This is a genomic window from Pseudoalteromonas sp. CH_XMU1449-3, from assembly GCF_037027245.1.
GTDB lineage: Bacteria > Pseudomonadota > Gammaproteobacteria > Enterobacterales > Alteromonadaceae > Pseudoalteromonas > Pseudoalteromonas shioyasakiensis.
Map to the genome: position 1 here is coordinate 75,883 of NZ_JAYMDY010000005.1, position 20,452 is coordinate 96,334.

Consider the following 20,452-nt stretch of genomic DNA (forward strand, 5'->3'; position numbering starts at 1 on the left):
CTAGTTACTAGGGGAAAGGGGAAAGAGGAAAGTTTCAAGAGGAAAGTTCTCGTAATTATTTCAGGCATTAAAAAAGCGCGAACATGTCGCGCTTTTATTAGCATCCCTTACGGGCGATACACTTTGACGTTGCTAAAGCCTTCTTCGTGCAAGATCAGCGCTTGTAGCTGGCTCATCACACCTTTAGCACAATATAAGTAATATTCTTTATCTTTTGGTAAGTCACCAAATTTAGTCGCTAAGCGGAAGAAAGGTAAATGTACAACTTCAATACCTTCAAGCTCTAATGGGTTTGCGTCTTCTTCTTCAGGTGAGCGAATATCAACAACAACCGCCCCCTTAGGTAAGTCAGATACAGACTCAGCTTCTTTCACTTCTTCTTTTGCTTCGGTGTCGATATCGCGAATATCCATCACACGCGCATTCTCAACAACTGTATTTAGCACGTCGAAGTCAAACTTAGCTTCTTCGGCAAGAATAGTTTTGATTTTAGCTTTAACTGTTGGCTTTTTAGAAATTACGCCACAGTATTCAGGCATGCTTTCTGCCATCTCAGCCGTGCCGATTTGACGCGCAATATTGATAATATCTTGCTTGTCGTGTTGGATTAACGGGCGAATGATTAAAGTTTCCGTCACACGGTCAATCACACTCAGATTAGCCAGTGTTTGGCTTGATACCTGGCCAATACTTTCACCAGTCACTAGCGCTTGTACACCTAGTTTTTCTGCAACTTGGCTACCGGCACGCATCATCATACGCTTAAGTACAACACCCATTTGACTGTTTTCAACGTTCTCTAAAATCTCAGCAACAACAGGTTCAAAATCAACAGTAACAAACTTCACTTTATGAGTAGAGCTAAACTGTTTCCAGATATAATAACTCGCCTGCTTAACACCGATTTCGTGCGCAGCACCACCTAAGTTAAAGAACAAGAAGTGAGTACGCGCACCTTTACGGATCATTTGATAGCTGGCAACACCAGAGTCGAAGCCACCCGACATAAGCGACAATACATCTTCTTGTGTTGGCAGCGGGAAGCCCGCCATACCTAAGTGAGTTTGAGTAACAATGTATGCTTTATCATCACGTACTTCTAAGCGAACAGTCACTTCAGGGTGAGATAATTTAACGCGCGCACCTTCAACATGCTGGTTTAAACCACCACCTACGTAGCGCTCTACATCGCTCGATGTGAAATCATGCTTACCAGAACGTTTACAACGCACACAGAAGGTTTTGCCCGCAATCGTATGGCCGATTAGTTCAAGTGCTTTTTGGTAAATATCGTCGATTGAGTCGAAGTCTGTTTCTGTTACTTCAATAAACTGTACGATACCTGGAATGCGTTTTAAGCCATCGATAATATCTAAGCGAACTTGCTCAGATTCTAGTAAGCTAACAACAGAGATATTGTCCCAGTTGTTTCTTACCTGAACTTTTTCGTCAACACGACGCAAAACGATCTTAATGTTATTTTCTAATAACTTGGTAAAACGCTTACGAACAGATTTACTCTTGATCGCGATTTCAGGGTGTAATTTGACGATAAATTTAAGCATAGTTCACTCTTAGACTGTGGATTTCACACGCCCTAAGGTATAGCAACCTCAAGGGCGCGCGATTATAACAAAAATTATAGCGTCTAGGAAATAAACTGCTTTGCGGGATTATTGTTCGCTTTGCTCTGTTTCAGCAAGGGCTAAATACTTAGCTCTTAATTGGTTAACTTGCTCTAGGTGTTGCTCGGTGCAATGAGCTTTTAATAGCAGTAATACTTTTAAAATACCGTTATAAATATCAGCTCTGGCAAGTTCACCACTTAAGCGGCGAGCTTTGATGTAAGGCGTCCAAAAGCTTACGGTCATTTTAAGCATATGCGCAAGTTCTGTGACATCTTCATCTTCAATGCAAATAACACCGCCTTCACGTAATGCAAACAGCACATCTTTGACTTGCTCTAAAAGCTCAGCTTGAAACGCAATATAGCCTTTTTTCAGCTCTTCATCACGAGATAAAATATCGCCTAAGTTGTCGTAGAAAAACTGAAAACGCCACATTAATTCAAACAGTGAATCTAGATAACCGGCTAAATTCTCTAGTGCATCATCATCAGGAGCCAGTGGCTTAAAGTGAGTGTGTAAATGATCGCTATACAAAGCAAATATGTGGCGAATAATATCTTCTTTATTTTTAAAGTGATAATACAAGTTACCTGGGCTTATCCCCATATGCGAAGCAATATGGTTAGTTGTTATGGCACGCTCACCATGGCGATTAAATAACTCGATGCTGGTGTGTATGATTTTGTCCTTTGTGCTCATAGCTTATTTACTCTGTTTTTATGATTATTACGGTCCCCAGCCGAGCAGTATAAACAAATGCGCAGCAATTAAATACTACCTTGAAAAATATTAACCTCAATCGGTTTAGTACCTTATATAGGTGAAGGTTCCTAATCCGATACGCGTATTTTCGAAGCTGCATCGTCGAGAAAACACTGTTAATATAGCAAGCAAATTTATAAATCGCTGAATGTTATGAACGTTACTGCAATCTATCCGGGCACTTTCGACCCACTTACAAATGGCCATACAGACTTAATTCATCGCGCGGCAAAAATGTTCGATAAAGTGATTGTTGCCATTGCGCATAATCCAAGTAAACAACCTTGCTTTACCCTTGATGAGCGCGTTGAACTTGCTAATAAGATTTTGGCGCACCTTGATAATGTGAGTGTGATTGGTTTTTCTGGCTTATTGGCTGATTTAGCTCGCGACCACAATGCCGAAGTGCTTATTCGTGGAATTCGTGCGGTGTCTGACTTTGACTATGAATTTCAGTTAGCGAATATGAATCGTCGCCTAAACCCAGATCTAGAAAGTGTATTTTTAACACCGGCAGAAAAAAATTCATTTATTTCATCGACACTCGTCAAAGAAGTCGCACGCCACAATGGCGATGTGAGCGAGTTTGTTGACCCTATTGTAGCTAAAGCCTTACAGGATAAAATTCACGGATGAAATTAAAAAAGTTCATTAGCTTAACTGCATTACTAATGATCTCTGCACCAAGTGTTGCTGGGCCATGGATAGAAAGTGACGACCCTTTACTTCGCGCTTCAATCGAAATGCTATTTAACCAAGGCATTATTAAACAGCCTATTAATAGCTACCCATTAATGTGGCAAGGTATCGCACGCGACCTAGACGTTGCCAATACCAGCCAACTAGATGAACGAAGCTTATTTGCCTACCAGCATGTTAAGCATGCCCTTGATAATGCTAAACAAAAAAGCAGCTCAGGTATTCGCCTAAACTACAACAGCGAACCTCTCGCTCAGCAAGGTTTTGGTAAACGCCACCAGCAAGAAAACGGTGTAAATAGTTATGGTTCAATCACAGGGAAGCGTGTTAGCGCTAAAGTCAGTGTAAATTACGCCGATGACGCCCTTGATAAGCAGCATGTTACTTACCAAGATAGCTATTTAGCCGTACTCCTGGGTAATTGGTCACTTAGTGCGGAGCAAGTAAGCCATTGGTGGGGGCCAAGTAACGATAACGCCCTACTACTATCAAATAATGCGGCGCCCATGAAAGGCGTGCGCTTTACCAGAGCAAATACACAATATGTCGGTCCAACTTGGTTATCATTTATCGGTAACTGGCAGTTAACGGGTATTTACGCCAAACAAAAGCCATATCTAAATAACTCAGATGACGGTGACTTTTGGGCGCTCCGATTTGCAAGCACCCCATTAACAGGCCTTGAAATAGCAATTAACAGTGCAGGCTCTGATTATTTAACTAACCTAGAAATTGACCCTGTTACACTCGAAAGCAATGAATCAACACATCGTTTAACTAGTTTAGATGTTAAGTACTCAACCACTTTAGCGGCTCAACCTATTGCTTTTTATGCTGAGGTAATGGGTCGAAATGAAAGTGGCTTAGCACCGAGCGAGCCATTTTATACACTGGGTGTTGAAAGCTATTTTGGCTCGAAAGAGAGCCTATTAAAAAGCTATTTTGAATACTCAAATACAGAACAAACTTGTGAGCAAATTAGCGATTGCGTATATGGCTCTGGTAGCTATACACAACGCTCGCGCTTAATTGGCAGCTCAACACCACTACAAAGTAAATCGGCTATCCTTGGCGCCTATTACCACACTCTAAACGGTTATGGTGGCCATGCTAAGCTTCGTTGGATTGAAAGCGAAACCAAACACGCTGAGCTCGCGTCAGATATGAGTCAGCTGCAGTTAGAACTCGGTTATCAGCAATCTGTGTTTAACGGCCTGTGGAAAGTGACAGGGCTTGTTTCAAAAGATGAAATTGGTGATGAGTCAGAAACAAACACAGCACTTAGAACCAGTTGGGAATACCGCTTTTAACTATTGAGGTTAAGCTGGTTCAGCTTGACCTCGAATTCGCCTATAAAGCTTCACAAGCCCTAAAAAGTCTTTATTACTGAAAAGTGCGATGAGCATCATGATATCCATCAGGTTCACAGTGATACTGTAGACATCCCAAAACCACCAGCTTCCTGTATAGGCGTAGTTAATATCGAAATACATGCCTAAAAACAGTGATGAGTTAACTATAAGCCCTGTGTATATATAAAGTTTTGCCGGAACCTGCTCAAGATTTCGCTTACGTGCAATTAACCACACAATGAGTAGTATTGTTAAATCAGAAAGCGCCCAAATTACATAAGCAAAGCTTGAGTCTAACATATCATAGCCAAGCGCCACGTTAAGTAATGGGTCGCTCATCATATAGGAGATAAACAGTGCAAGTGAAATCCACATCACTGTTTTGTCACCATTTGGCGCTGATGATTTCTTTACCATGTTATAAAGAAACGACATCAAGAAACCCCACATAATAAATGCTGCGAGGTATACTCCAAAATTGTCTTGGATTAGTTTAAGCATGAAGTAAGTCTTAAAATTCAGATACTCTTAAAATACGGCGAGTTTCATTAAGCGTTAGTAAGGTGCTCTGATTTATCTAAAAATGACGGTCTAATTTTATATTTCATATAACTGCAAAATTTATGAAATAGTAAAAAGTCGCGATTTGTAATCAATGCAATGAGCATCATTATATCAATAGTATTTACTCCAAACGAATAGATACTCCAGAGTGCCCAAGGTGTTCTGTTTTCGGTAACTACAATATCTATAAATATGCAAATCATCAAAATTGCGTTTAAAAACAATCCCAAGACTATGTAGTAGATCGCATTAAAAGCGCCTATTTTTGCATAGTAAGTCCACGCTAAAATTGTTGTTATGGTTAGCAGGTCGAAATAAAACCAGTTTAGATAGCTATAGATAGATAAGTTAAAAACACCACTTAGAAAGTATGAAATCATCATTATAAACGCCAAGATAACCAAGCGTTTATCAGGTTTATTAATGTGGGTCACTAAACTAAATAGAAAAACCATCAAGAACCCCCATTCAATGAAGGATCCTATCAAACTTCCAACAACATCACTTATATACATGGCTTTTAATATTAAGCTAACTTATGGTTATTTGCAGAAGACAATACAAGGCTTTTTAGTTTGTCCAATAGTAGGAAGTCACGATCAACAATTAGAGCAATGATCATTGTAAAATCAACAATATTAACCCCAATCGAATATACATCCCATAAAATCCAATGAGTTGTGTTCTGGTAGACTTCAACGTCTACATAAACAGAAAGGAACAAGATTGTATTGATTATCAAGCCAGCAATGAGATAGATAAATGAAGGTGTAGTGCGTCTTACAAAATAGAAAGAAATAGCCAAAAATGTAAGTGTTGCTAGATCATACAGCGCCCAATCTAGAAAAGTGGTAGCGGTGTAAGTTATCCAATTAAAAAAGTAATCTCCAGCTAAGTAGGAGAACATCATTATGAATGAGCTTATGAGCAACGTGGTTTTTCTTTTATTTTCATCTATACAATAAACAAAAATATTAAAAAAAAATGCCATTAAAAATCCCCATGCACTCATTGCAGATAGGGAAAAAAAACCTAGTTGCTCAATAAAAGACATTCAGTACCTATTGCTCTTTCTTACTAGGCGGGAGCATTGCACCACCACCACGTTGGATTTCAGCCCCGCCGGATAAAGCCAAGGCTTCACTCGATAAAGTTACTGTATCAGATTGCAGGGTTTTATTACTAGTAGTTTGTTCCAAAGCAGGCTTTGTTTGTTGCATTTGGCTGTATGCTTGCATTTGCAATTGGCTATTGTTTGAAATTTGCATAAATTAATTCCTTTAAGTTAATTGTTTTTTCAGTACAGCTTACAATAGCTTGCAAGCTGAGTTAAGCGTTCTCATTTTTTTGACGCTTTTTTATACTTCATCGCGACGTTGCCACCGCGCTGATAATAAAAGCAATTAACGATCCAACTTTTATAAATTTTGATCTTTTTGATCATAAAAGTCAGCAAATCTAAATTTCAGGTATAAAAAAACGCACAGGGGTAACCGTGCGTTTTTCTCATCCAGGGAATTTAAGCCACGTGTTTACACGGGATCACCGCGCTATTACTTGGCTTTAAAATATATTCCATTGCCACTTCATCGCAGTTCTCTTTGCGAAGGCAAAGCTCACAATCTTTGATCACTTTTTCTGGCAAACTGTCTTTGCTACAAAAGCTGAAACCTTGGCTTGCAAAAAACTCTGGCACTCTTGTCAGAACAATTACCCGACTAAGCGCCAAGCTTTTGGCTTTTTTTAGCAAATGTTCAACAAGTTGACGCCCCTGGCCGGCAATTCGTGATTCGGGGTCCACCCCGAGCGAGCGAATTTCAGCAAGACCAGTGTCGTAAATATACAGCGAGGCACAGCCTGCAACTTGGTTTTCAACTTCAGTGACAGCAAACTCATTAATTGAGTGAATCATGTCGCTTTTAGCTCGTGGTAGGTTTTCACCTACCGTAGCCCAATGCTGAATTAGCTTAGCAATAGACTCAACATCATTTAAGGTTGCGTCACGTACCGCTATTTGCTGTTTTTTTTTGCGTATTTGATGGCACTTGTTACTTGCTCAAGAGAGGTACCACCCTGCGCTTGTCTTGCTTTAATACAGGCGTCTATTTCTAATACAGGATATACATCTGATTCGAAAATGCTATGCACTGACTTAAATTGCTCTAAACTTAAATCTTCTAAGTTATTCCCTTGTGCAATAGCCATTTGCACGAGCGTACCAACAATATGGTGACCCTCTCTAAATGGAATACCTTTAGCCACTAAATAGTCAGCAAGTTCAGTCGCATTTGAGTGACCACCTTTTGCAGCTGCTAATGTTTTATCTGCATTAACTTTAATGCCTTTGATACACGCTTGCGCCATATGAATACATGCCAGCCAAGTTGGCATCGCATCAAATAAGCCTTCTTTGTCCTCTTGCATATCTTTATTGTAAGCAAGTGGTAGCGCTTTTAATGTCATCATCATGGCACTGAATGCGCCAAAAACACGGCCAGTTTTACCACGAATTAACTCTAGTGCATCTGGGTTTTTCTTTTGCGGCATTAGTGAAGAGCCTGATGTTACCCCATCAGAAAGCTCAATAAAGCCCGCTTCACCCGAGTTATAGAAAATTAAATCTTCAGCCATGCGCGACAAGTGGATCATCGAGATCGATGCACAGCTTAATAGCTCAACTACAAAATCACGGTCAGATACAGCATCAAGGCTATTGCGTGTAGCACCGGTAAAACCTAACCCTTCGGCAAGAGTTTGCCTATCAATTGGGTACGCAGTTCCGGCCAATGCACCGCTACCAAGTGGGCAATAATTCATACGGTTTTTCGCATCACTTAAACGGCTTTCATCACGTTCAAGCATTTCAACATAGGCCATACACCAATGACTAAATAACACAGGTTGTGCGCGCTGTAAGTGTGTGTAACCCGGTAAAATAGTGCCAAGCTCACGCTCAGCTAAGGCAATAAACTCACCTTTCAGCTCTGCGATTGCTTCAAGAATATGCTCAGCTGTATCACGACACCATAAACGGAAATCTGTTGCTACTTGGTCATTACGGCTACGACCGGTGTGTAACTTTTTAGCAAGGTCACCCACTTTATCAATCAGTGCTGATTCAACATAAGAATGAATATCTTCATGTCCTGCTACAGCCACTGCTTGTGGGTTCGCTTTAACTTCATCTAACAGCTTATTAAGTGCTGCAACTAGGTCATCGTATTCTTGCTGGTTTAAAACGTTTACTTGTTTTAACGCTCCAGCCCAAGCAACTGAACCAATAATGTCTTGCTCTGCAAGTTGATAATCAAAAGGAAGTGAATCGTTGAATTGTTTAAACGCTTCATCTGGACCCGTAGAAAAACGTCCGCCCCATAGTGCCATTGAACTGTCTCCAAATTCGGCTATTGCCCTGCAATGCAGGGCAATAATTAAATTACTTTTTCGTTAGTGCTGAGATTCTGCTTGATAGCGAGAATAAACGAATGAAGCCTTCAGCATGTGATTGGTCATACACATCATCTTCGCCGAAGGTTGCGAAATCTTCACTGTATAAGCTATTCGGTGATTTCTTCTGTACCGCAGTAACTTGGCCTTTATAAAGCTTAAGCACTACTTCACCCGTTGCTAACTTAGACAGTGATTCAGCACCAGCTAGAATCGAGTCTTTTAATGGCGTAAACCAACGACCGTCATAGACTAAGTGAGAGAACTCGCCACCAAGTACTTCTTTCCATTTACGGCTTGATTTATCTAGTACTAGCTCGTCAATCGCTTGAAGAGCAGCCATGATCACAGTGCCCCCTGGTGTTTCATAACAGCCACGCGACTTCATACCCACTAAGCGGTTTTCTACGATATCAACACGACCCACACCATGCGGCGCAGCAATGTCATTTAATTTAACTAAGCAGTCATATGGTTTAAGCGATTCACCATTTACAGCAACTACTTCACCTTCAACCACATTCAATGTTACATATTCTGCTTCATTAGGTGCTTGCTCTGGCGAGTTAGTCCAAGTCCATACTTGATCACTTGGTTGGCACCATGGATCTTCAAGCTCACCACCTTCGTGAGAAATATGCCAAGCATTCGCATCACGGCTATAAATTTTTGTTGCTGACGCAGAGCACGGAATATTACGCTCAGCTAAGTAATCAAGTAATGATTCACGGCTTGATAAGTCCCACTCACGCCATGGTGCAATCACTTTTAGATCTGGTGCAAGGGCTGCGAAACATGACTCAAAACGTACTTGGTCGTTACCTTTACCAGTACAACCATGTGAAAGCGCATCAGCACCTACTTTACGGGCAATTTCAACCTGCGCTTTAGCAATGATTGGACGCGCCATAGATGTACCTAGTAAATAAGTGCCTTCGTAAATAGAACCCGTTTTTAAAGTTGGGTAAATATAGTCACTGACCATTTCGTCTTTTAAGTCAACGATATGACACTCTGAGGCACCTGAAGCAATGGCTTTTTCTTCAACGCCTTCAAGCTCCTCTGCGCCTTGGCCAACATCAGCAACAAACGCGATTACTTCACAGCCGTAGTTTTCTTTTAACCATGGCACGATTGCCGATGTATCAAGACCACCAGAATAGGCTAATACGACTTTTTTAATTGAACTCATTGGTGTTCCTTAAACAAAATTTGGATTTAATAATGTGACAAGTAGAGCATTTTGCGCGTGCATACGATTCTCTGCTTGTTGAATAATTTTTGATGCTGGGCCATCCATTACCTCAGAGGTAATTTCAAACTCACGATGCGCTGGCTGACAATGCAGTACAGTTTGCGCACCGGTTTTCTCTAGTAGGGCTTGGTTAAGCTGATATGGCATATATTTAGCTTTAACCTGCTCAAGCGGTGTTTTATCACCCATTGAAACCCAGGTATCAGCATAGACTGCATTTGCGCCAACTGCCGCCTCAATTCTGTCACTCACCATAACAGACGCACCATTCATTGCTGCAATTTGCTCGGCTTGCTTAAGAATTTGCGAATCTGGCGAACTGCCTTTAGGACAAACTGCAACAAAATCAGTACCTAAAGTGGCTGCTAATAACATTAGAGAGTGTGTTACGTTGTTACCTTCACCTAAGTAAGCAAGCTTTAGTTTGCTAACATCGCCATGCACTTCTTGCAACGTTAAAAAGTCAGCAAGCGCTTGGCACGGGTGATATAAGTCACATAAGCTATTAACAACAGGCACCGATGAATATTCAGCAAGCGTGGTCAGTGTTTTGTGTGCATTCACGCGAGCAACAATGCCATCAGCCCAAGTTGAGATATTAAGAGCAAAGTCTTTAACCGATTCACGAGCGCCCATGGCACCATTTTGTGAATCTAAATAAACTGCGTGACCACCCAGTTTATTAATACCAATATCAAATGATAAACGAGTACGTAAACTCGGCTTTTCAAACAATGTAACCACTGATTTGCCCGCTAATGCTTGGCTAAAGTCTGTTGGGTTTGCTTTAATTTTTTGCGCTAAGTTTAGTAATTTAAGGGCGCCTTTTTGGTCTAACTCAAGACCATTTAAGAAATTCTTTAACATGAAATACCTATGGTGTAATTTTCGTTCCTACATGTTCGCCTTTTAATAAAGCGACTAAGTTCTCTGGCTTCAGCCAGCTTGAGATATACACACCACGTCGTAAATGTTGGGCAGCAAGAAGGCTGGTCTTTACTTTGACCTCCATCCCGCCCTGAATGACTCCTTCAAGGATAAGTGTTTCGATTTGCTGCGTATTAAGTTGATGTAGAGGCTGCTTATTGGCATCAAGCACAGCTTCTACGTCTGTCATAAAAATAAGTTCTGCATTAAGCTCTTTAGCGATAGCCGCTGCAGCTTCATCTGCATTCACGTTGTACCATTGGCCATCTTCCCCAAAGCCAATAGAGCTCACTAGGGGTAAACGACCTTGTTCAAGCATGCTAGGTAGCACGCTGTCACAACTACCTGAGCACTGACCTACTTGCGCCAATACTTTAAGTTTTTCAGATACCAGTACACCCGCTTCATAAAGGCTTAAACCCACAGGTTTGTGGCCAGCGCTGATTGCTTGGCTCATCAATTGTTTATTGGCACAACCGGCAAGAGCACCAACAATATATGGCATTTGCTCATTTGGGCTGATACGTAAACCTTGATGTTTTGCAGTTACAAAGCCGGCGTCTTTAAGCCAAGCATCCACCAAGGCTCCACCACCATGAACAATGACAAAGTTATCTTGTTGCTCAGAGGCTAAAACATCAAAAAGCGCTTTTGCGGCATCTGCGCTATTTAACACAGCACCACCGACTTTAATGATCCAAGTTTTCATTACAGCGCTCCTACTAAGCCAGTATGGTGAGGTTCACCCATGGCTAAATTAATGCACTGTAATGCTTGCCCAGCTGCACCTTTTAGAAGGTTATCAATCGCTGACATAACGATGAGTTGCTCACCTTTTTGTTGCCATGCAATATCAACAAATGGTTGCTTAGCCACGCCTTTAATGCTTGGAATTTTATTGCCAAGTAAACGAATTAACGGCTCGTTTGCTAATACTTGATAAGCCGCATTCACTTGCTCTGCAGTTACGCCTGGTTTTAATTGCACATAAATAGTTTCTAAAATTCCACGGGGGAAGTTACCCAAATGTGGGGTGAATAGCACAGGGTGACCAAGGTGCTGCTCAATCTCAGGTGTGTGTCTGTGGTTAAACAAGCCATAAGGAGCAAGTGACACTTCGCAAAAGTGGGTATTAACACTGGCTTTTCTACCAGCGCCTGTAACACCTGACACCGCATTAACAATAATGGCTTGATCAGCTAATAAACCCGCTTCTTTAAGTGGTTTTAAAGAATTAAGTGCTGCTGTAGGGTAACAACCCGCTACAGCAACAAGGTTTGCTTTACTAATCGCATCGCTATTCCATTCAGCTAAACCATATGCTGCTTGCTCTAAAAGCTCAGGATGTTCATGTGCGAAACCGTAATAAGTTAGGTAATCCTCATTCCCAGCTAAACGGAAACCACCAGATAGGTCGAATACTTTTTTACCCATGGCTAAAAATTGGGGAGCAAGGTCAACACTGACCTTGTGATCTGTACACAGGCATACATAGTCAGCATTGCTTTCGATATCTTTATACGCTCCAGCAGTTAGAGGTTGTAGTGGATACTCTAACAATCCAAGGTGCTCAGGGTATAAATCGCTTAATAACTTACCTTTATCTAAACTCCCTTCAGACACATAACATGCTTGTAGGGTCAATTTTGGATGCTTAGCAACTAAACTTGCTAGCTCTGCGCCGCTATAACCACTTGCGCCAATAATCACTACATTCATTGCTTACTTTTACCTATTAAATCTGTTTATCGATACGCCTAAAATTACTCGCTCAATTGCGAATAAAAACACTGTCTAAAGTAATGAAATCAGGTTATCGTCGTTTCGTGTTCATCGTACAGCTTTACTAATATTTATGCTTAAAAAGTGAATTGATATTCATCATAAATACTTTTATATTGTTATGCAATTAGATTGAATAATTATTTTTGGATTTTTTTATGTCGCTACCCTCTTTTATATCTATGTATCAGCAGCTAATTGCTGCCCCTTCAATTAGTGCGATTGAAGATTCTTTGTGCATGAGCAATAAAGGGGTTATTACCTTGCTCGCAAACTGGTGCGAAAGCCTTGGTTTTACATGTGAAATCACAGAGCTTGAAAACGGTAAAGGCCGTTACAACTTATTAGCGAAACGCGGTGAAGGAGATGGCGGTTTAATGCTTGCAGGTCATACTGATACTGTGCCATTTGATGATAGCCGCTGGAACTACGATCCGTTCAAACTTAGTGAGCATGACAATAAACTTTATGGTTTAGGTAGTATTGATATGAAGGGCTTTTTTGCCTTTGTATTGCAAGCAATTAGCGAGCTCGATGAAACTAAACAAACAGAGCCACTTTTAATTCTAGCCACAGCCGACGAAGAAACCACAATGGCAGGAGCACAACAAATTTGCCGCCACCCAGACTTAAAACCAGCGCGCTGTATTATTGGTGAACCAACTGATATGACACCAGTATTTACTCATAAAGGCCATATGAGTACAGCTATTAGAGTAATTGGTCGCTCAGGCCATAGCTCTGACCCTGAACGTGGTTTAAACGCCATCGAAGTCATGCATAAAATGATTACAAAATTGTTAATCATCAAAGAAGAATTAAAGAATAAATATTCAGTTGAGCACTTTGAAATTCCGTACCCTACTTTGAACCTTGGCCATATCCATGGTGGCGATAATGCCAACCGCATTTGTGGTTGCTGTGAAATGCACATTGATATGCGGCCTTTACCTGGTTTAAGTGTGCAAGAGCTACAAGCGATTTTGCTAACAGCCGCAGAAGAGATTAATGCCCAATACCCAAATGCAGTGAGCGTTATCGACATGCATGAACCTATCCCAGCATTTAGTGGTAGCACTGATACAGCATTAGTAAAGCTGGCCGAAAAAATCTCGGGTCAACCAGCTGTCGCTGTAAACTATTGTACCGAAGCTCCTTTTATTCAACAGCTTGGCTGTGAAACCATCGTCATGGGACCTGGCTCAATTAACCAAGCCCACCAGCCAGATGAGTTTTTGGCGATGGAAAAAATTAAACCTTCGCAAGCGATTATCAGTAACATGATTAAAGCAAGCTGCTTTAGCGAATAGGAGCATCACGCTCCCTTTTCTAATCCATATACTTACTCAAGTACTTTTTAAATACCGGATCAGTTTTCGCCAGCTCTTTTTGCTCCGCTAAAATATCTTTTAGAATTGCTTTAGAGGTTAACGGGTTGGCTAATACAACGCGAAAAACCACGGTGGGTTGATGGTCATATTTTGCAGGAGTTAAACGAGTACGCGATACAAAAGAACGACCCGCTTCACGCTGACGTTTTTGCATGCTTGCAGTAAAGCGATTCAACGAAGCGTAAATATCTAATTTCGTTTCTTCGTCAGCATCTTTAAGCTTCGCTTGGATTTCTTTTGGTACGTAACGATAGGTTAATAAGCAAAGCTCAGGCTCTGAGATTAATTCAAAGTCTTCATCCTGCTTGATCATGTCGGCAAAAGTGCGGGCTTTCACGATACTGCGATCAATTAGCATCTCGTAGCCTTTACGGCCAATAACACGTAAGCAAGCATGCACTAACATTGCCATACCAGGGCGGCTGCCCTCAAGGGTATGACTGCCTAAATCTTTTGAGCCTTTACGAAGAATATATTCCGCATGATGCTCAATAGCATCCGTCGCAGCTGGGTCTTTAAATAACACCAGACCAGCCCCCATTGGTACATACATTTGTTTGTGTGCATCAATGGTTATTGAATCAGCGCGTTCGATACCGCTCAATAGGTGGCGGTAATTTGAAGATAATAAGGTTGAACCACCCCATGCAGCATCGACATGAAAATGACAGCCAAGTTCTTCGCTCAAATCAGCCATTTCATTTAGTGGATCTATGCTGCCTGTTTCAGTCGTCCCTGCAACACCCACAAGTGCCATTACCTTAATGCCAGAGGCTTCAAGCTCATGAGCCTTTTTACGCATCGCATCAACATCAACTTTATTATTTTCGCCGGTTGCAATTGCGACAATGTTATCGCGACCAATACCCAGTAGATCAACGGTTTTGCCTAATGAGTAATGGCCTCGCTCAGAAACAAGCACAGCTAAGCCTTTATAACCATAATGCAGCATTCCAGAGATTAAACCCTGTGCAGCAATGCCTTTATAGTCACCATCCGCTTTTAATAAACGGTTTCGGGCTATCCATAAAGCAGTAATGTTAGCGACAGTGCCGCCTGAACAAAATGCGCCTAATGACGTTTTCGCACTGTGCATCCATTTACTATAAAAGCTGTCGTCCTCACCATAAGCAAGGTGATGCATCATGCCCAAAACTTGTCTTTCAAGAGGCGTAAATGCCTTAGAGGTTTCAATTTTTACTAGGTTTTGGTTAAGACCGACCATTAACTTAGACAGCGGTAACACAAAATGCGGTAATGCTGAGGTCATATGGCCAATAAAGCTCGGCGCAGCGGTATGAACAGAATGAGCAACCAACTGCTCCATAATGTCTTGAGCATAGTCAGATACAAAGGTCGGCTCTTCTGGAATAGTAGCCGTTTGAAAGTCTTTTTCAATTTCGTGCAAAGGCTTTTCGATAGCAGCTATGTTCTCATTTAAGAACCCTGCTAAGTTGCTAGAAATTTCAGATTCGATTTTACTTAATGTCGAGTCTGGTGCTTCTGGCACCGTAAAAATACGAATCAAGCTTTCTTTAGAGGCGACGGCACAACGCTTTTGATCCATCCTAATACCCATAATTAGCAGCTAAAAATGCACCCGATGATGGGACATCTAGGTAAGCACTTTTGCGGCACTGTTTCTACGAAATTGGCTAACTTTACTGGAATATCACGAAAATGTCTCGCATAAAGCAAAAAAGCGCTAATTTCGATGACAAAAAAGTGATCAGTTAATGAAATTTGCAGTCATTTTATACTATCAGATACGCTTTTTTTGAGTATAATCAAACGATAACTGCAAAGGGAACCTCTATGCCCAAAGGAATGCAAAAAACCAGCTGGCTGCTATATGGCTTCGCCGCATTTTTTATTAGCTTATTTGGCTATATCTATTACACCTATGAAACCACGCGTAGTGAGATCATGGAGAATATCGATACCAAACTGCTTAATGCTGCGGTCAGTGTCAAACATATCCTAGGTGATGACTATCACAATATAGTTAATGCAGGCTTACCAATCTCTTCGGCAATATATAAAGACAAAAGCCGAGCCCTATCTGAGTATGCAAAACAAATGCAGCTTGCCTATGTGTACGCAATGGTACTGCGCGACGGCAAAGTCTACTTTAGTGCGTCGAGTTACACGCAAAAAGATCAAAACAATGGCCGCGTAACACAGTTTCTAGATGCCTACCCCGAAGCGACAGAGCTTAACAAAGAAGCTTTTTTTTCAACAGAACCGGTATTTGAGGTATCAAAAGATCAATGGGGCTATTTTAAAAGCATCTTTGTGACTTTTGTTGATGATAATGGTCACACCTATATAACGGGTGCCGACATAACCATTAGTGACTTAAATCAGCAACTGCAGCACAGTGTGACCCGTGCAATGATCACAGGCTGTTTCTTTTTCTTTATTGCAGCGCTAATTGCTGGGCTGTATTTTTTACAACTAAAACGCTCCCTCTCAACAGATGCCCGCACCGGCTTTGCTAACCATGTCGCGCTGGAATACTACATAAAGAAAACCACCAAACACCGTATGGAGCTAGCAGTTATTGCCATTAATGAGTTAGAAGATATTAGCAGTTTTTATGGCACTGAAGTGAGCGACAAAGTAATGGCTAACTTGCTTAGCTATTTTCAATCAAGGATGCCTAGCGAAGGGTTTGTCTATCGATTAGCAACGAATAAAATTGCGCTATTAAGAACGCATAGTGATGAGCGTAATATCGATGATGTTATTAATGCTTTTAACTATGCAATTCCTGCGTTGAAAGAGCCTTATATCTACGTGAGCTTGTATGCAGGTATTGCTACAGGTAATAAATTAATGCTGATTGAAAATGCCCATGTTGCGCTGCAGCAAGCAAAGCTTAATAATCAGCGTATTGTACGTTATGAAAATGTGTTTAAGCAGGTTGAAGAGAAATTTAGAAGCAATGTTACGCTTGCCAAAGAAGTAAAAGAAGCCTTCGATAACAATCGTATCGTACCTTACTTTCAAGCGGTCTATAATAACCAAAGCAAACACATTGACCATTATCAATGCCTAGCCAGAATGGCCAGTGCTACAGGTCGTATTCATGCGCCAGATTACTTTATGATGGTGCTAAAGCGCTCACGTATGGACGGTCTTTTAAGGCGCACCATGTTTACTCGCTGCATTGAGCAGTTTAGGAAAACCAATGTGCGATGGAGTATCAACATTACCGCACAAGATATTCTCGACCCAAGCTTAAGCGAGTTTTTAGAGTTACAACTTAGGCGCTATCCGCAGCCTCATAATATTATTTTTCAGTTTTATGAGCGTGATGCCATTGCTTACTTTAGTGAAGTAAAAACCTTTATTAACACCCTAAAAAATAAAGGTGCTCAGGTTATTATCAATGAATTCGGCGCGGGCTTTTCAAACTTACCCCACATTAGGAAGCTAGAAATTGATGGCTTGAAGCTAGATAAAGGGTTGGTGAGCCAAATTCATACCAATACTGATAACTATCTGTTTATTGAAAACTTGGTGAAATATGCTCAGCAATTAAAGTTAGATGTAATTGCTGAGCAAGTTGATAACGAACAAATAGCTGACGCGCTTGCTCGAGCGGGTGTTACTTTAATGCAAGGGAGTCATTTTGCACCACCGACCCCCTATATTCATTAAAGGTTGATCACCAAACGGTGACTTTGTTGACCACTGGCCCAATATTTACGTTCGAATGGAGTAATTGCAGTATCGCTTTCATACAGCTCAACATCGCACTTATGCCCTGCAAGCTCTAATGAGCGAGCAAACTCTTTTACGTATATATCCCAGTTGCTTCTCAGCTCTAAGCGGCCGCCTAATTTAACGATATACGGAAAAATTGCAGCGCCGTGCCAGCGTCTTTGCAAGTGCTTTGCTTTTGGCCAAGGATTTGGATACAACAGGTAATGATGACTAGGTTGCCAGTTTGCAGCCACCGCTAAGCGCCAAAAATCGTTTAAATCAGCTTGTACTAAAATGTACTGCCCTGCATCTGTTTGCTTGTATTCAATATCATGCTTATCTAAGCGATGAGATGATTTATCAATGCCAATCACCAATGCATCAGGGTGACGTTTAGCTAAGTTAGCGGTGCTTTCACCCACACCACAACACGAATCAAGAATAATAGGCCCGTTAAATGCCTGCACCTTTTCGTTAACCTGATCAAAAGCCGCTTGCGTATGCTCTGCAATCGGCTTTTTAAATTCAGCACTTAAGTGCTTTAAAACAATTTCGTCTAGCTTTTCATGTAAGCCAGGTTGATTCGATACAATACTTCTCGAATTTGCATCCGTCATCAGTGTCTAAGCCCCACACCACGTTTAATAAGGGTTAATGCTAACGTAAATAAACCCACAATAAATAAACCAAGTACACCAAATGCTACCGATAAATCGACATCAGACACACCTAAGAAACCATATCTAAATGCATTCACCATATAAATAATTGGGTTTACTTGCGATACGCCTTGCCAAAATTCTGGCAACAAGGTGATAGAGTAAAACACCCCACCGAGATAAGTCAGCGGCGTTAAAATAAAGGTCGGGATAATACTAATATCATCAAAGCTATTAGCATAAATTGCATTGATAAGTCCGCCTAACGCAAATACAGCCGACGTTAAAATAACCGTAGCCATAATCACAAAAATATTATGAATTTGAATATCAACAAATAGCAAAGAGACACAGGTAACAATTAAACCAACCAGCATACCTCGTGTCATACCACCGCCCATGTAGCCAAGTACAATGATGTAGTTTGGCACTGGTGCAACTAAGAGCTCTTCAATGCTTTTTTGAAATTTAGTCGAATAAAAACTCGAGGCAACATTCGAGTAAGAGTTGGTGATCACCGACATCATAATCAGACCCGGGACAATAAACTCCATATAACTAAAGCCACCCATATCACCGATACGAGAACCAATCAGATTACCAAAAATCACAAAATACAGGCTCATCGTGATTGCCGGCGGAACTAAGGTTTGCACCCAAATACGTAAAAAGCGAATACACTCTTTGATCCAAATACTTTTTAGCGCTACTCCATATTTAAACATTATTCGCCTCGCCCTTGTTCTAATAAACCTACAAACAGCTCTTCTAAACGGTTTGCTTTATTTCGCATACTCAGCACAGTATTACCTTGTTCAGTCAGCGCACTAAACACCTGGTTTAAGCCCTGAGACTTCGCCACTTCAACTTCTAAAGTGTGATCATCGGTCAGTGTGTATTTATAACCTTCAATGCTAATTGGCTGCACTGGTTGCTTTAAATCAAGTACGAAAGTTTCTTTATCAAGCTTGGCAAGTAACGCTTTAATGGTGGTGTTTTCAACAATCACACCACTGTCGATAATCGCGATGTTTTTACATAACAGCTCGGCTTCTTCTAGATAATGGGTGGTCAAGATGATGGTCACACCTTGCTTATTAATCTCGCGAAGAAAATCCCACATAGAGCGGCGTAGCTCAATATCAACACCCGCTGTTGGTTCATCTAAAATGAGTAATTTAGGTTCATGCATCAGTGCACGAGCAATCATTAAACGGCGTTTCATACCACCTGAAAGGGTGCGCGCTTGTTTATCTTTTTTCTCAAATAAACCTAGCTGCTTTAAGTATTTTTCAGCACGCTCATGTGCCAGCTTTCTTGGCACACCGTAATAACCCGCTTGGTTAACTAAGATTTGATTTAGTGTTTCAAACTGACTGAAATTAAATTCTTGCGGTACTAAGCCAAGTTCAGACTTAGCAGCTTCAAGGTCTGTATCAATATCGTGACCAAATACTTGGACACGACCGGCACTTTTATTCACTAACGATGAGATAACACCAATAGTGGTTGATTTACCTGCCCCGTTTGGTCCAAGTAAGGCAAAGAAGTCGCCTTGCTGAACTTGTAAATCAATGCCTTTTACGGCTTCAACACCATTTTTATAAACCTTTTTTAGGCCTTCAATATTTAATGCGATCGTTTTTTCGCTCACTGTTTGCCCTCTCCATAACCCCAACGTTTCGTCAAAGTATGTTCAATGTTTAAATGATCTAAAATTCGCGCCACCATAAAATCAACCAAATCGGAAATCTGCTCTGGTTGATGATAAAACCCCGGTGCCGCAGGCATAATAGTTACGCCTAGTCGTGCTAGCTTCAGCATGTTTTCAAGGTGGATTTCGCTAAATGGCGTTTCACGCGGGACTAAAATCAGCTGCCCACGCTCTTTAATAACCACGTCAGCAGCGCGTTCGAGTAAGTTATCTGATGCCCCGACTGCAATTGCAGATACTGAACCTGCACTACAAGGGCATACCACCATTTTTTTCGGCGCAGCTGAGCCAGATGCAACTGGGCTAAACCAGTTGTCTTTACCAAATACTTTAAGTTGCTCAGGAGCGGCATTAAAAAGTGTACTCAGTTGCTCTGTCGCTTTATCTTCATTACCTGAAAGTTTGATATTCGATTCAGTATCAAAGACCACTCTTGCCGCACTTGAGATCAATACATACACCTGAAACTGCTGTTCAAGTAATACTTCTAATAACCTTAAGCCATAAGGAGCCCCAGAGGCACCACTAAAAGCTAACGTTATTTTATCTTTAAATTGCATA

General features: G+C 41.1%; 18 protein-coding genes and 1 pseudogene. 4 read left to right on the forward strand and 15 right to left on the reverse strand.

The window, feature by feature from the left end; all coding sequences use genetic code 11:
• Positions 1-107 precede the first annotated feature (107 nt).
• Positions 108-1,565 carry a tRNA uracil 4-sulfurtransferase ThiI gene (thiI, locus tag WA256_RS08055; RefSeq protein WP_248528453.1) on the reverse strand — a complete coding sequence of 486 codons (1,458 nt, stop codon included), beginning with the start codon at positions 1,563-1,565 and terminating at the stop codon, positions 108-110.
• Positions 1,566-1,673: 108 nt separating this feature from the next.
• Positions 1,674-2,327 carry a TetR/AcrR family transcriptional regulator gene (locus WA256_RS08060; RefSeq protein ID WP_063529113.1) on the reverse strand — a complete coding sequence of 218 codons (654 nt, stop codon included), beginning with the start codon at positions 2,325-2,327 and terminating at the stop codon, positions 1,674-1,676.
• A gap of 216 nt (positions 2,328-2,543) precedes the next feature.
• Between WA256_RS08060 and coaD the strand changes: the two genes are divergently transcribed.
• Together coaD and WA256_RS08070 are read left to right on the forward strand one after the other, a co-directional pair.
• On the forward strand, positions 2,544-3,026 hold the full coding sequence (coaD, locus tag WA256_RS08065) for a pantetheine-phosphate adenylyltransferase (protein WP_130166238.1): 483 nt from the start codon (positions 2,544-2,546) through the stop codon (positions 3,024-3,026).
• A complete protein-coding gene (locus WA256_RS08070; protein ID WP_130166237.1) occupies positions 3,023-4,399 on the forward strand; it encodes a capsule assembly Wzi family protein in 1,377 nt (458 codons plus the stop codon). The genes coaD and WA256_RS08070 overlap by 4 nt, the downstream gene beginning before the upstream one ends.
• 9 nt (positions 4,400-4,408) lie before the next feature.
• On the opposite strand, the gene WA256_RS08075 is transcribed toward WA256_RS08070, so the two are convergent.
• The 8 genes and pseudogenes from WA256_RS08075 to argC form a co-directional block, all read right to left on the reverse strand.
• Positions 4,409-4,942 carry a hypothetical protein gene (locus WA256_RS08075; RefSeq protein WP_335990389.1) on the reverse strand — a complete coding sequence of 178 codons (534 nt, stop codon included), beginning with the start codon at positions 4,940-4,942 and terminating at the stop codon, positions 4,409-4,411.
• Between the two features lie 589 nt (positions 4,943-5,531).
• On the reverse strand, positions 5,532-6,059 hold the full coding sequence (locus WA256_RS08080; protein WP_335990392.1) for a hypothetical protein: 528 nt from the start codon (positions 6,057-6,059) through the stop codon (positions 5,532-5,534).
• A gap of 7 nt (positions 6,060-6,066) precedes the next feature.
• A complete protein-coding gene (locus WA256_RS08085; protein WP_175078446.1) occupies positions 6,067-6,273 on the reverse strand; it encodes a hypothetical protein in 207 nt (68 codons plus the stop codon).
• A 251-nt stretch (positions 6,274-6,524) separates the two neighbouring features.
• A pseudogene (gene argH / locus WA256_RS08090) lies at positions 6,525-8,389 on the reverse strand (argininosuccinate lyase).
• A 52-nt stretch (positions 8,390-8,441) separates the two neighbouring features.
• A complete protein-coding gene (locus tag WA256_RS08095; protein ID WP_054551091.1) occupies positions 8,442-9,644 on the reverse strand; it encodes an argininosuccinate synthase in 1,203 nt (400 codons plus the stop codon).
• A gap of 9 nt (positions 9,645-9,653) precedes the next feature.
• Positions 9,654-10,574, reverse strand: a complete 921-nt coding sequence (locus WA256_RS08100) for an ornithine carbamoyltransferase (RefSeq protein WP_054560941.1) — start codon at positions 10,572-10,574, stop codon at positions 9,654-9,656.
• 7 nt (positions 10,575-10,581) lie between these two features.
• Complete coding sequence (gene argB, locus WA256_RS08105) at positions 10,582-11,343, reverse strand: acetylglutamate kinase (RefSeq protein WP_054560942.1); 762 nt, start codon at positions 11,341-11,343, stop codon at positions 10,582-10,584.
• On the reverse strand, positions 11,343-12,353 hold the full coding sequence (gene argC / locus WA256_RS08110; RefSeq protein ID WP_063528784.1) for an N-acetyl-gamma-glutamyl-phosphate reductase: 1,011 nt from the start codon (positions 12,351-12,353) through the stop codon (positions 11,343-11,345). Before argC ends, argB begins: the two co-directional genes overlap by 1 nt.
• Positions 12,354-12,574: 221 nt before the next feature.
• Here argC and argE point away from each other — a divergent pair, with 221 nt between their 5' ends.
• Positions 12,575-13,726, forward strand: coding sequence for an acetylornithine deacetylase (gene argE / locus WA256_RS08115; RefSeq protein ID WP_335990398.1), 1,152 nt, complete (start codon positions 12,575-12,577; stop codon positions 13,724-13,726).
• 19 nt (positions 13,727-13,745) lie between these two features.
• Here the strand turns inward: argE and panP are convergent, their stop codons facing one another.
• Complete coding sequence (panP, locus tag WA256_RS08120; RefSeq protein ID WP_058585814.1) at positions 13,746-15,374, reverse strand: pyridoxal-dependent aspartate 1-decarboxylase PanP; 1,629 nt, start codon at positions 15,372-15,374, stop codon at positions 13,746-13,748.
• Positions 15,375-15,622: 248 nt separating this feature from the next.
• Here panP and WA256_RS08125 point away from each other — a divergent pair, with 248 nt between their 5' ends.
• Positions 15,623-17,473, forward strand: a complete 1,851-nt coding sequence (locus WA256_RS08125) for a bifunctional diguanylate cyclase/phosphodiesterase (protein WP_287203427.1) — start codon at positions 15,623-15,625, stop codon at positions 17,471-17,473.
• Here the strand turns inward: WA256_RS08125 and trmB are convergent.
• The 4 genes from trmB to WA256_RS08145 are packed head-to-tail and all read right to left on the reverse strand — an operon-like array spanning position 17,470 to position 20,451.
• Positions 17,470-18,135 (reverse strand): tRNA (guanine(46)-N(7))-methyltransferase TrmB, encoded by a 666-nt coding sequence (gene trmB / locus WA256_RS08130; protein WP_062566421.1) that lies wholly within the window; start codon positions 18,133-18,135, stop codon positions 17,470-17,472. The genes WA256_RS08125 and trmB overlap by 4 nt on opposite strands.
• Positions 18,135-18,902: an ABC transporter permease gene (locus tag WA256_RS08135; RefSeq protein ID WP_036970898.1), complete on the reverse strand. Its 768-nt coding sequence runs from the start codon at positions 18,900-18,902 to the stop codon at positions 18,135-18,137. The genes trmB and WA256_RS08135 overlap by 1 nt, the downstream gene beginning before the upstream one ends.
• Positions 18,902-19,831: an ABC transporter ATP-binding protein gene (locus tag WA256_RS08140; RefSeq protein WP_054551082.1), complete on the reverse strand. Its 930-nt coding sequence runs from the start codon at positions 19,829-19,831 to the stop codon at positions 18,902-18,904. Before WA256_RS08140 ends, WA256_RS08135 begins: the two co-directional genes overlap by 1 nt.
• On the reverse strand, positions 19,828-20,451 hold the full coding sequence (locus WA256_RS08145; protein WP_054551081.1) for a flavin prenyltransferase UbiX: 624 nt from the start codon (positions 20,449-20,451) through the stop codon (positions 19,828-19,830). The genes WA256_RS08140 and WA256_RS08145 overlap by 4 nt, the downstream gene beginning before the upstream one ends.
• Position 20,452: the final 1 nt, after the last annotated feature.